Source organism: Nicoliella spurrieriana, from assembly GCF_023380205.1.
GTDB lineage: Bacteria > Bacillota > Bacilli > Lactobacillales > Lactobacillaceae > Nicoliella > Nicoliella spurrieriana.
Genome location: NZ_CP093361.1, coordinates 1,333,876 through 1,346,983, shown reverse-complemented (window position 1 = coordinate 1,346,983; position 13,108 = coordinate 1,333,876). Strand labels below are relative to the sequence as shown.

Genomic DNA, 13,108 nt, shown 5'->3' with positions numbered 1-13,108 from the left:
TCATTGGTTAAAATCATTTCGATTTAAAAAGAGGAGCCGATCAATTCGGCCCCTCTTTTTTGATTTATGATTGTCTTATGATGGATTCAATGCTATAATACTATCAACATATGAATATTGATATCCTTTAAGAGTTGACCAGAGAGTCGCCAAGGTTTGAGATAGTATGGGTGTGGTAGATAGCGCACTGAATACATACTGTAAGACCAAACCAAAGGGCTTTCTGACGATGATTAATCGTTAGGAGGTCCTTTTTATTTGACCGATATCAAATTCATTCAATTATTAATGATCCATTGGACTGGTTATTTTGGAGGAGGACGCACAATTATGATTCAAGCAGTAAGTGACCACCATTTCTTGAACATTAACGACTTAACAGATGTTCAAATTAATGATTTGATTGAATTAGCAGAACGGTTTAAAGCAGGGACTGCACAGGTCCGATTGGTCCGACCGGTGTATGCTGCGAACCTGTTTTTTGAAAACAGCACCCGGACCCATAGTTCATTTCAAATGGCTGAAAAGAAGTTAGGAATTGATTTAATCGGCATTAATCCGGCTGATAGTTCCGTTAAGAAGGGTGAGTCGCTTGGTGATACACTCAAGACCCTGCAAGCAATTGGCGTTGATATTGCCGTGATTCGCCATTCCCAAACTGGTTGGTACGATCAATTGACCAGTGATCCAAATATCAATCTTTCCCTGGTGAACGCGGGGGATGGCAGTGGTCAACACCCATCCCAGACCCTCTTGGATTTAATGACGATTCACGATGAATTTGGTCAATTTACGGGTTTAAACATCGGCATTATCGGCGACTTAGCCCATTCTAGGGTCGCCCGCTCCGACGCTGAGATTTTACAACGGCTAGGGGTCAACGTTTTCTTTGCGGGTCCACGGGAATGGTATCCAGCTGACTTTGATCAATTTGGGACCTATTGCGATTCGATTGATGACATCCTGCCCCACCTAGACGTAGTGATGTTATTACGGGTCCAATTAGAACGTTTGAACCAAAACGCCGTCGCAGCATTTACGCCCAATGAATATTACAGGACCTATGGGCTATCTGAAGAACGGGCTCAATTAATGAAGCAGGGTGCTATTATCATGCATCCCGCACCGGTCAATCGGGGCGTTGAAATTGCTTCAAGCCTGGTAGAAGCTCCTAAATCGCGTATTTTTACCCAGATGCGCAACGGGGTGTTTGCCCGGATGGCCATTTTGGCTACGTTGTTAAACCAACGTGGATTACTGGAGGAATAGTTAATGAAGAGCTTAATTAAAAATGCCCGTTGGAACGATGAATTGGTCTCAATTCTGATTGAAGACGGCAAGATTGCTAAAATTGCTTCGACCGTTGATACACCAGTTGATCAAACTTTTGATGCGGCTGGCAACCACGTGATTCCCGGGTTAGTCGACGTCCACGTGCACTTTCGCGATCCTGGATTAGAGTACAAGGAAACGATTAAGACCGGCAGCCTTGCTTCTGCTCACGGGGGTTTTACGACCGTTTTTGCAATGCCAAACGTTGACCCGGTCGTGGATACACCAGCTGCATTTGCTGAGATGGTAAAGCGTAACCGCCGCGATGGTGTCATTAAGGTGAAACAGTACGCAGCGATTTCAGGGGCATTAACGGCTGATCGTATTACCGATATTCAAAAGATGGCTGCATTAGGAGCGATTGGGTTTACCAACGACGGGCACGGGGTCCAAACTGCTGATACAATGTATCAAGCCATGCAACAGGCCCAAGCGGTTCACTTACCAATCGTGGCCCACGTTGAAGATGATAGTTTAATTCATGGTGGGGTCATGAATGCGGGGGCTGCTGCCGAACGCCTAGGCTTACCTGGCATGAGTGGGTTAAGTGAGTCGGCTCAATTAGCACGGGACCTGGTGTTAGCTGCTGCCACTGGTGTTCACTATCACGTGGCCCACATTTCGACGAAGGAATCGGTCGAATTATTACGAATTGCAAAGGCCCGGGGGCTGAACGTGACTGCCGAAGTGTCACCACACCACCTACTCCTTGATGATTCGATGATTGAAATGGATAATCCAATGATGAAGATGAACCCACCATTGCGGACTCCAGAAGATCGCGCGGCATTGATCAGCGGGTTATTGGATGGCACCATTGACATGGTGGCGACCGACCATGCCCCCCACAGCAAGGAAGAAAAAAGTGGTTCGATGCGCTCCGCCGCATTTGGGATTGTTGGGATTGAAACCGCATTTAGTTTAATTTATACTCATTTTGTGAAGAGCGGCTTGGTCGATTTAGCCACTGCGTTGAAGTGGATGGTGACCAACCCAATTCAAGCGTTTAACATTACTGACGCCGGCCAATTACGAGTTGGCGATCCAGCTGATTTAGCAATCATGGACCTAGACCATGGGTACCAAATTGATGCAGATGACTTCCTATCGAAGGGAAAGAACTCACCGTTCATTGGCGAGTCAGTTTATGGGAAGACGATTGCAACGTTCGTTGATGGCAAACAGGTTTATTAATTACATTTGAGGGGGATTACAATGAAACGTTACTTAGTGTTAAAGAATGGCTCGGTTTATTCCGGAGAGGGATTCGGTTCCAATCGAGATGTGTTTACGGAAGTCGTCTTCAGTACTGGGATGACGGGGTATCAAGAAACCATCACCGACCCTAGTTACTACGGGCAAGCAATGGTATTTACATACCCATTGATTGGCAACTACGGAATCAACAGCGATGACTTTGAAAGCTTTCAACCTGCAGTGGATGCAATTATCGTCCATGAGTTAGCCCGCAGACCTAGTAATTTTCGCTCGGTAATGAGCCTAGCTGAATATGCCGAACAAGAAGACCTCCCCGGCTTAACCGGCGTCGATACCCGGAAGCTAGCTAAGGAAATTAGAAAAGAGGGTTCCATGCCCGCCGTAATCGTGAGCGAATTAGATCAGGCTAAGATCGATCAAATGTTTGAACGCGACTACCAAGCTGAATTAGAAGCTAAGGCCAAGCAAGTAGCAACGAAGAATATTTACCAAGCCCCCAATGATGGCGTTCGAATTGCATTGCTGGACTTTGGGTTGAAGGAATCAATCGTCAAAGCCCTCTCAAAACGAAATGCAAACGTGATCGTATTTCCTGGGAACACCCCCGTTAAGGAAATCATTGAATCTCGCCCAGCTGGGGTATTGCTATCCAACGGGCCTGGGGACCCCACTGAATACCCATACGCACTGGATACGATTCGGACCCTTCAGGAACGCTATCCGCTAATGGGGATTTGTTTGGGTCATCAGTTATTTGCACTAGCAAATGGGGCAAAGACCTACAAAATGAAGTTTGGCCACCGTGGCTTTAACCACGCTGTTCACGATGTGAATAGTCCCCGGTGTAACTTTACCTCCCAAAACCATGGGTACGCAGTTGATCGGGACTCACTACGGGATACGGATTTAGTGATTACCCACGAAGAAATCAACGATGGAACGGTCGAAGGGGTTAAATTAAAGGGCCATCGCGCTTTTTCAGTTCAATTCCATCCGGATGCATGTCCCGGACCACATGATTCTGAATACATGTTCGATCAATTTATTGATTTAATTAAGCACAATAATGGAGGTCAAGACTAATGCCAAAGAGAACCGACATCAAAAAAATCCTGGTCATCGGATCGGGACCCATTGTAATTGGCCAAGCGGCTGAATTTGATTATTCAGGGTCACAAGCTTGTCTATCGTTGCGTGAAGAGGGCTACGAAGTGATTTTGATTAACTCCAACCCGGCAACCATTATGACCGATAAAGAAATTGCCGATAAGGTCTTTATCGAACCCATCACCCTAGAATTCGTCTCAAAAATCATTCGCCAAGAATTACCGGACGCCATCCTACCAACGCTAGGGGGGCAAACCGGATTGAACATGGCTAAGCAACTAGCTGATTCCGGTATCTTAGCTGAATTGAAAATTGAACTACTGGGCACGAAGCTCCATTCGATCGAAGAGGCCGAAGACCGGGAATTATTCAAAGATTTAATGGAACGGCTACATGAACCAGTTCCAGAATCACGAATTGCAACAACGCTAGAAGAAGCCCAGGCCTTTGTTGCTGAAGTCGGCTATCCAGTCGTAATTCGGCCTGCTTACACGTTAGGTGGGACCGGGGGTGGCTTTGCTTACAACGACGCCCAATTAGATGAAATTACCACGAACGGGTTGGAGCTATCCCCCGTGACCCAGGTCCTGGTCGAAAGATCAATTGCCGGTTATAAGGAAATTGAATTTGAAGTGATGCGGGATGCAAAGGATGACGCCTTGATCGTTGCATCAATGGAAAACGTTGATCCAGTTGGGGTGCACACCGGTGATTCGATTGTGGTTTCACCCACCCAAACGCTATCGGATCGCGATTATCAAATGATGCGGGACGTGGCTTTAAAGATCATTCGGGCACTAGACATTGAAGGTGGGGTCAACATCCAAATGGCATTGGATCCCAATAGCTTTAAATACTACATCATTGAAGTGAACCCAAGGGTCTCACGGTCTTCGGCACTAGCTTCTAAGGCCACTGGTTATCCAATTGCTAAGATGGCGGCTAAAATTGCCGTTGGTTTAAACCTGGATGAAATTACCAACCCGATTACCGGGACCACGCTAGCAGAATTCGAACCAGCATTGGACTACGTGGTAACTAAGATTCCCCGGTGGCCATTTGATAAGTTCCCAGCAGCAAGTCGCAGACTAGGGACCCAAATGAAGGCGACCGGTGAAGTGATGGCAATCGGGAGAAACTTTGAGGAATCAATCTTAAAGGCGGTTCGGTCACTAGAAATTGATGACAAGTACGTTTTTGATGAGCGGCTTGCAAAGGTCGACACCCAAGAACTATTGAATCAATTAGTGCCCGCTCAAGATGACCGGTTATTCGTAATTTGTGAATTACTAAGAAGACACGTAGCCCTTGAAAAGATCCATGCCATTACTAAAATCAATGAATTTTACCTTGATAAATTATTACACATCATTGAAATTGAGGACCAACTACGTAAGCACCATGATAGTGATACGTTGCGCTTAGCGAAGCAAAATGGATTTACCGATGATGTGATCGGTAAGCTATGGGACCAAAGTGGCGATCAGATTCGGGCCACTAGAAAGCAACAGCAAATCCTGCCCGTTTATAAAATGGTGGATACCGTTGCTGGAGAGTTTGAATCCCAAACCCCATATTATTATGGGACCTACGAAGAAGAGGATGAATCAGTGGTAAGCAAGAAACCATCCATTCTAGTTGTTGGTTCGGGGCCGATTCGGATCGGACAGGGGGTCGAATTTGATTACGCGACCGTCCACAGCGTTCGGGCGATTCAAAAGGCCGGCTATGAAGCCATTATTATGAATTCGAATCCTGAAACGGTATCAACTGATTTTTCGATTTCAGATAAACTCTACTTTGAACCGTTGACCCTAGAGGACGTATTGAACGTCATTGACCATGAACAACCCCTGGGGGTAGTGGTTCAATTTGGTGGCCAGACCGCAATTAACCTAGCCGAACCACTCCATCAACGCGGAATCAAGATTCTGGGGACGACGGTCGAAGATATTAACCGTGGTGAAGATCGGGAGTTATTTGGTGAAGTCATCGATCGCTTACAGTTACCCCAACCCAAGGGGGCCACTGCCACTACCGTTGATGGTGCGGTTAAGGTCGCAAATGAAATTGGTTATCCGATCTTGATTCGGCCTTCATATGTGCTGGGTGGCCGGGCCATGGAAATTATTACTTCAGACGATGCACTGCGTGAATACATGAACAGAGCGGTGAAGGTCTCAAATGAACATCCGGTGTTGATTGATTCCTACTTAGTGGGTTCGGAAGCCGAAGTGGATGTGATTTCAGATGGGACCAACGTCTTAATCCCTGGGATTTTGGAACACATTGAACGGGCCGGAATTCACTCTGGTGATTCAATGGGGGTTTACCCACCACAAAACATGCAACCAAATATCAAACAACAAATTATTGATGACTCCATCAAGTTAGCTAAGGATTTGAACACGGTTGGATTGATGAACATTCAATTCGTTATTCATGATCATCGGGCATACGTGATCGAAGTCAACCCGAGAGCTTCCCGGACGGTGCCATTCTTATCGAAGGTCACTAATATCCCAATGGCGCAAGTTGCCACTCGGGTAATGCTGGGGCAGACCCTCCCTGAATTAGGTTATCAAGAGGGCTTGGTTCCAGAACCGCAGACGGTGCATGTGAAAGCACCCGTATTTAGCTTCAGCAAGTTACCAGCAGTTAACAGTACGCTGGGGCCTGAAATGAAGTCGACCGGTGAAGTGATGGGATCAGATGTGACCTTCTCAAAGGCATTGTACAAGGCGTTCGTGGCATCTGGCATTACCGTTCCAGACCATGGGAACGTATTGTTTACGGTGGCTGATGCCGATAAGCAGGAATCACTGGACCTAGCAAAGCGCTTTAAAGCATTGGGCTTCCAAATTCAAGGCACTGCCCAAACCGCCCAATTTTTTGAAGACCACGGGTTAGTTGCTAATCGGATCGATAAAATTGAGGAATCAGAAAATAATGCGGTGACCGAACTGCAAAACGATCAACTACAGGTGGTCGTTAACACGGTGGATAACACGAAACGGGCTGCAAACGATGAAAGCCAAATTAGAGCAACGGCAATTGAAAATGAAATTCCATTATTTACTGGACTAGACACAGTCGCCGCATTCTTAGATGTGTTAGAGGCCCGTTCATTTGAGATTAAGCCATTATAATTGGGGGATAAAACATGAGTAAGTTTGATTTAACGGGGCAAATCAACGGGGTGCCCTTTGACCGGTTGTTCTTGAACGCCTCGGGAGTGCATTGTCAAAGTACGACCGAATTAGATGAATTATTGCAGGATGAATTTGTGGGGGGCGCTGTGACTAAAAGTGCCACCCTTGAAAAGCGGGCCGGCAATCCCGCCCCGCGTTACTACGAACTAGCAAATGGCTCCATTAATTCAATGGGGCTACCCAATAACGGGTTCGATTACTACATTCAATATGTCTTACAATTCCATGCGAAGCCGACGATTCTATCGGTGGCAGGCTTATCTGCGGATGACGATATTCAATTGCTGAACCAGATTCAAGATTCCGACTATCAGGGATTGACCGAATTGAACCTTTCCTGCCCGAATGTAATTGGGAAGCCCCAAATGGCATATGATTTTGAGGGCACCCAAGCCCTGCTTCAATCAGTGTTCAGCTTCTTTAAGAAGCCCCTGGGGGTTAAGTTGCCACCATATTTTGACCTAGTTCATTTTGATCAAATTACGGCCATTTTGAACCAGTTTCCGTTGACCCATGTTAATTCGATTAACTCAATTGGCAATGGCCTGTGGGTCGATGTTGCTAGTGAATCGGTCGTAATTAAGCCCAAGGGTGGCTTTGGGGGCCTGGGTGGCAAGATGGTCTTACCAACCGCCCTTGCGAACGTCCGGGCGTTAAGACAACGGTTGAACGATTCGATCAAAGTGATTGGGACCGGTGGGGTCCAGACCGGTGCCGATGTTTTTGCGCACATTCTTTGTGGTGCGGAGTTAGTTTCAATTGGGACCCAACTCCAAGCTGAAGGAATCGGGGTCTACCACCGATTGACCAATGAGTTAGAACGGATCATGGCTGATAAGGGCTACACCGCATTAGCTGATTTCCGTGGAAAACTTAATACAATTTAATGCAAAAAGATTTATCCTAAAAATTAAATTATGATATTATAGAATGTAGTTAACTTAAGTTGGCTACATTTTTGTTTATTACAAGATGCAGCCTTAAACTACGAAATAGAGCGAGGGTAAACAATGAATAATGATAGAATCGAATCTAGCGCAGACCAACTCAAAACTAGTTTGAACGCTAAGATTTACCATTTGAATGCATTACGTGATGCATTACGTCATCATGACGATTTAACTATCTATCAATCGATTAATGCCGAACGGTTCAATTCCATTATGCAACCAAAAAAACCAGTGGATGATAAGTATGATGTTTCACTAATCGTAAGTGATATTCAACCTGAATTGAGTCACTACCTAAGTGATCAATTGATTGATTACTTAGGGATGGAGTTTCCATTTTTTTACTATAATGAATATGAAAACGGCCGTTTTCGGATGTATTTCGGAAACTGGTGGGACCATAAATTATTCGGTGAATTAGACGTATTGAACGTCCGGTTTGAATTTAATGATGTGGAATTAAACAAACTAGGGCAATCGTTTAAATTAGAAGCTGAAAATAAGACCTACTATTCTGATGATATTATGGAAATCACTAACGAAAGCCAAAAACTACAGACCTTAATTGATTCAAAGACTGACCGCGATGCCATTAAGAGCCAGCTCAAGGTGGCAATTCGTGAAAATGAATCCGGCTTTACAATGCCATGGGATGCTGCGAAGGTCAAAGAAGAACACACTAGTTTGACTGATCAGTATAAGCAATTAGTGGCGGAGGACGATCAAGCTGCAGCTGGTGCTAAGCAGATTAAGAAGAATGAGTCTAAAATCTTAGAATTGAATAAAGAAGATACGATCATTAGCTACGAAAAGCAAAGTATCCGTGATAAATTCCAAAACTTTGGTCGCTTTATGGAGGTGCAATCAAACTTGTATTATGATTACATGCAATATTTAGCAACCCATAAGGGGGGCAGCCATGATGAAGGATAGTGATCGTAAAATGAGCATTGCATTGTTTGAATACAATCGGCAGTTAAAGGCGGGATTGAAGCGCGGTGATGATTATTCCAAATTATTAGATCGGATGATTTATACCGATGATAAGGACGAACTGTTAAAATCGATCGATGATTTGATTCATTTTAAAATGGATACCGATTACGTTCAATTTCCAATTAGGTATTCTAGTGCCGATTTTTATTTAATCTTTATGGCGCGGGTGTTAGAAGAAAATAATATTTCTTCAATGATTCAAATGGATATGAACGGGACTGCGGGCAATGTTGCCCAACGGCTGATTCAACTAGATAATGGGATTACTTTTAAGTTTGTAGTCAATAATGATCGAATCTCATATACTGATACGACCTATGGCAACCCCTTGTTTGACCTATCATTTGAAATCAAACGGATTCATTTTAATGATCAGGCCCTGTTAGATTTATTTGTGGAGACATTAAATGATGATTTAGGCCCCACCCCGATTATTATCGCAGTAAATACCTTAATTGCATTTGCTGATTTTATGCATGCTGATTATGATTATCAGGTTAGTTATGGCATTTTAGATACGAGTGATCAGCATTTTCACGCGTTTAAAAATCGGAAGCTACCCCGCGCAATTATTGATGAATTATTCATCAGTTCAGCCAAGGATAAGTATTCATTAATTTCTTATAAGCAGACCGGCGCCCAGTTAAAATTAGACGGGGCCACTTTAAATCTGTTTAACGATGGGACAGATGTGAATCCGAATTGGGGAATGCAGATTGTTGATGGGGATAACAATGTCTCTTGGTTCCAATTACTATTAAAATACGATTTCTTAAGGGATTGGTACCTAAAGAACCTTTCTGATTTACAAATTAATGCCGACTAATTTAGAAGGGATGGTTAAATTGAATTTTCAAGCAATGCTAATCAACGCGGTGAATTATTATCGTCAATACGAACAACACAACCAACTGCACCCCTTACCGGAGACCCGGTTTAAAAATGCGGTGGTTGCTTTAGATGTATCATTTGCTGAATTAGCCGCTCAAATTGGCTGGTTCATGGCGAAAGCTGACCGCAAAGCAGTCACTAAGGATGAATTATTAGTCCAGTATACCCGGGTATTACGAGGCTGTTTATTGGTTGCTAATTTACGCAACTGGAACCGCAACATCTTGGTGGATGACCAGCAGTTAGCTAAATTAGGGCGACAATTGACCCAGACTGATTTTAGTAAGCTTTATTTAGCAACTAAAAACATGTTGAATGCAGCCTACTTTAAGCATAGTGAGACTGATTTTAACCATGCATGGAAGTTATTGCTAAAATTAGGGTTAGCTGATCTGCATTTTTCGCAAAAAGAGATTGCGACTGAGTTCGACCACCAGTGCGGGGTTGAGAGCATTGATCACCAGTAAATTAAAATTATGGATTGACACATTTGAAATCATCTCGTATAATCATTAATGTTGTTTGAATGTCGCAGTAGCCCAGTTGGATAGAGCAACGGTCTTCTAAACCGTAGGTCGAGAGTTCGAGTCTCTCCTGCGACATTAGTGAATAGCATTAAAAAACATTAGTCTTTTTAGGCTAATGTTTTTTTGTGGCTTGACTTAAGTTGATTAGATGGGGTATACTAAGCGTTGTTGTATTTGTGGACTTCCACAGCTACAACCGCACGATTTAAGTATTAAGTTCGGTTTTGCCGGCGCTTAATTTCGGCGAGTCTAAGCAAATTATTTAAGGAGGTGCACATAGATGTACGCAATTATTATTACAGGTGGTAAGCAATACAAGGTTGCTGAAGGTGAATCAATCTTCGTTGAAAAGTTAAACGCAAACGAAGGTGACAAGGTTACTTTTGACAAGGTTGTATTTGTTGGTGGTGACTCAGCTAAGGTTGGGGCTCCACTCGTTGATGGTGCTTCAGTTTCAGGAACTGTTGAAAAGCAAGGCCGCGAAAAGAAGATCACTATCTTTAGATACAAGCCAAAGAAGGGTGCCCAATCAAAGAAGGGTCACCGTCAACCTTACACTAAGGTTAAGATTGACTCAATCAAGGCTTAATTAAGGAGCAGTTAATGATACAGACAATTATCCACCGTCAGGGGGACTTGATTACCGGCTTTGAATTAACGGGTCATGCTGATTCAGGCGAGTATGGTCAAGACATTGTTTGTGCAGCGGCATCAGCATTGTCCATTACAACGACAAATGCGTTAATTGCTGTTGCTGGTGTTACCCCAGACGTTCAAAGCGATTCCGTTAATGGCGGATTGCTAATCGTAAGGGTGCCAGTCATTGATAATGATGAGCAATCATTGCAAGCTCAGACGTTGCTTGCAGCATTTGAGCTAGGCATGAAGGAGATTGCGAAACAGTATTCGCAATACGTTAACTTAAAAATTAATTAATAATTTCATCCGTGGAGGTGTAATCGATATGTTAGAAATGAACTTACAATTCTTCTCTCACCATAAAGGGGGAGGTTCTACTGCCAATGGTCGTAACTCAGCTGGTCGTCGTTTAGGAACTAAGATTCCTGACGGTGGTAAGGCCGCTACTGGTCAAATCATTTACCGTCAACGTGGTACTCACATTTACCCAGGTAAAAATGTTAAGCGTGGTGGCGATGATACTTTATTTGCCCTTGCTGACGGGATCGTTAAGTTTGAACGTTTAGGCCGTAACCGTCGTCAAGTTTCAGTATACCCAGTATCTGAAGCTGTCGCTAAATAATACGGATAAAAGATAACTAAGGAGCCTCCGTGAGGCTCCTTTTTATTTGCAAAATTAATAATGTTAGACTAAGTATGTTATAATATTTAGGACATTAAGATAGAGATATCATTGTTTTTACTATTAGGAGGAATAACAATGGCTACAATTTCAACTGCACAATTTAAGAACGGGTTAACGATCGAAGTAGATAACGCAATTTGGAAGATCATCAGTTTCCAACACGTTAAGCCTGGTAAGGGGGGCGCATTCGTTCGTTCTAAGTTAAAGAACTTAAGAACCGGTGCCGTTCAGGACAAGACTTTTAGAGCCGGTGCTAAGATGGAACAAGCACCCATTACGACTAGCAAGATGCAATACCTATACGGTGATCCTTCTGGTTACGTATTTATGGATATGGATACTTACGAACAAATTACCATTCCTGGTAACCAAATTAAGGATGAGTTAAACTACCTTCAAGAAAACATGGAAGTGAACGTGGTTCAATATGGTAGTGAAACGCTTGGAGTGGAACTTCCTAACACCGTAGTATTAGAAGTTGCCGATACTGAACCAAGTATCAAGGGAAACACCGCTTCAGGTGGTTCCAAGCCAGCTACGATGACGACGGGATTAGTAGTTCAAGTTCCATTCTTTGTTAACTCAGGGGACAAGCTATCAATTAACACTACTGATGGGACTTATATTTCTAGAGCTTAATTACAATATCAATACCGGCATCTAATGAAAGGGTGATATTTATGGCAGATAGTAACACTTTATTAAAGGGTGGCAAAGAAAGCGCGGGTTCGATTAAAATCGCTCCCCGGGTGCTTGAAATTATTGCAAGTATTGCTGCTGTTAAGGTTCCAGGAGTTGAACGCATGCGTGGTTCATTTTCCACTGGAGTAAACGAACTATTTGGTCACAAGGATTTTGGGAAGGGCATTAAGCTCTCCTTTAATGACCGTGATCAAGTTAGTGTTGATATCTACGTCTACGTTGAATACGGGGTATCAGTACCAAAGGTTGCTCTAGAAATTCAAGATAAGGTCAAACAACAATTACTCTTTATGACCGAATTGGATGTATTGGATGTTAACGTTCATGTGGACGGGATTGTTCATGCTCATTCTGAAAGCAAAATTGATCCTGATGATTTATTTGCAGATAACGATAATAGTAAGGGTGAGAAAAAGTGAGTTTAAATCGACACCAAATTAGAGAACTTGCTTTTCAGACTTTATTTGCGATTAATGCAAATAAGGAGACTGATAAGGAAGCGTTCTTCCATGTAATTGTTAAGGATGACCAAGCGGAATATCCCGATTATTTGTGCCAATTAGTTGATGGTGTATTAGCACATCAACCCGAGTTAGATTCACAAATTAGTGAATATTTAAGCGCCAAGTGGTCAATCGATCGAATCGCAAAGGTGGACCTAATTATTCTTAGAATTGCATTCTATGAACATGATTACGTTGATGACATTCCCGATAAGGTTGCGGTTAATGAAGCAATCGAATTAACCAAGAAATATAGTGATGATCGTTCCCGACGCTTTGTTAGCGGGGTCCTTTCACACGTAGTTAGTGGTTAATTATTAAAAACTTAATAATAATTTAATTTATT

At 43.3% G+C, this 13,108-nt stretch carries 14 protein-coding genes, 1 tRNA gene and 1 other annotated feature; all 15 genes read left to right on the top strand.

The window, feature by feature from the left end; all coding sequences use genetic code 11:
• The first annotated feature begins 330 nt into the window (after positions 1–330).
• Positions 331–1,269, top strand: coding sequence for an aspartate carbamoyltransferase catalytic subunit (locus tag MOO44_RS07250; RefSeq protein WP_260116469.1), 939 nt, complete (start codon positions 331–333; stop codon positions 1,267–1,269).
• Between the two features lie 3 nt (positions 1,270–1,272).
• The gene (locus MOO44_RS07245; RefSeq protein ID WP_260116468.1) at positions 1,273–2,526 is read left to right on the top strand and encodes a dihydroorotase; all 1,254 of its coding nucleotides are present in this window, start codon (positions 1,273–1,275) and stop codon (positions 2,524–2,526) included.
• Between the two features lie 21 nt (positions 2,527–2,547).
• Positions 2,548–3,633: a carbamoyl phosphate synthase small subunit gene (locus tag MOO44_RS07240; protein WP_260116467.1), complete on the top strand. Its 1,086-nt coding sequence runs from the start codon at positions 2,548–2,550 to the stop codon at positions 3,631–3,633.
• Positions 3,633–6,806: a carbamoyl-phosphate synthase large subunit gene (carB, locus tag MOO44_RS07235; RefSeq protein ID WP_260116466.1), complete on the top strand. Its 3,174-nt coding sequence runs from the start codon at positions 3,633–3,635 to the stop codon at positions 6,804–6,806. The genes MOO44_RS07240 and carB overlap by 1 nt, the downstream gene beginning before the upstream one ends.
• A gap of 14 nt (positions 6,807–6,820) precedes the next feature.
• Positions 6,821–7,756: a dihydroorotate oxidase gene (locus tag MOO44_RS07230; RefSeq protein WP_260116465.1), complete on the top strand. Its 936-nt coding sequence runs from the start codon at positions 6,821–6,823 to the stop codon at positions 7,754–7,756.
• Positions 7,757–7,879: 123 nt separating this feature from the next.
• Positions 7,880–8,752 carry a hypothetical protein gene (locus MOO44_RS07225; protein ID WP_260116464.1) on the top strand — a complete coding sequence of 291 codons (873 nt, stop codon included), beginning with the start codon at positions 7,880–7,882 and terminating at the stop codon, positions 8,750–8,752.
• Positions 8,739–9,641, top strand: a complete 903-nt coding sequence (locus MOO44_RS07220) for a hypothetical protein (RefSeq protein ID WP_260116463.1) — start codon at positions 8,739–8,741, stop codon at positions 9,639–9,641. The genes MOO44_RS07225 and MOO44_RS07220 overlap by 14 nt, the downstream gene beginning before the upstream one ends.
• A 19-nt stretch (positions 9,642–9,660) precedes the next feature.
• Positions 9,661–10,173, top strand: a complete 513-nt coding sequence (locus MOO44_RS07215; RefSeq protein ID WP_260116462.1) for a 2-deoxyuridine 5-triphosphate nucleotidohydrolase — start codon at positions 9,661–9,663, stop codon at positions 10,171–10,173.
• 61 nt (positions 10,174–10,234) lie between these two features.
• A tRNA-Arg gene (locus MOO44_RS07210) sits at positions 10,235–10,308 on the top strand.
• 109 nt (positions 10,309–10,417) lie between these two features.
• Positions 10,418–10,494, top strand: a sequence feature (ribosomal protein L21 leader region).
• 19 nt (positions 10,495–10,513) lie between these two features.
• The gene (rplU, locus tag MOO44_RS07205; protein ID WP_260116461.1) at positions 10,514–10,822 is read left to right on the top strand and encodes a 50S ribosomal protein L21; all 309 of its coding nucleotides are present in this window, start codon (positions 10,514–10,516) and stop codon (positions 10,820–10,822) included.
• 14 nt (positions 10,823–10,836) lie between these two features.
• Positions 10,837–11,169 (top strand): ribosomal-processing cysteine protease Prp, encoded by a 333-nt coding sequence (locus MOO44_RS07200; RefSeq protein WP_260116460.1) that lies wholly within the window; start codon positions 10,837–10,839, stop codon positions 11,167–11,169.
• Positions 11,170–11,197: 28 nt separating this feature from the next.
• A complete protein-coding gene (gene rpmA, locus MOO44_RS07195; protein WP_260116459.1) occupies positions 11,198–11,494 on the top strand; it encodes a 50S ribosomal protein L27 in 297 nt (98 codons plus the stop codon).
• Between the two features lie 138 nt (positions 11,495–11,632).
• Entirely contained in the window at positions 11,633–12,196 is a 564-nt protein-coding gene (efp, locus tag MOO44_RS07190; protein ID WP_260116458.1) for an elongation factor P, read from the top strand.
• Between the two features lie 41 nt (positions 12,197–12,237).
• On the top strand, positions 12,238–12,678 hold the full coding sequence (locus MOO44_RS07185) for an Asp23/Gls24 family envelope stress response protein (protein WP_260116457.1): 441 nt from the start codon (positions 12,238–12,240) through the stop codon (positions 12,676–12,678).
• Positions 12,675–13,076: a transcription antitermination factor NusB gene (gene nusB, locus MOO44_RS07180; RefSeq protein WP_260116456.1), complete on the top strand. Its 402-nt coding sequence runs from the start codon at positions 12,675–12,677 to the stop codon at positions 13,074–13,076. The genes MOO44_RS07185 and nusB overlap by 4 nt, the downstream gene beginning before the upstream one ends.
• Positions 13,077–13,108 lie beyond the last annotated feature (32 nt).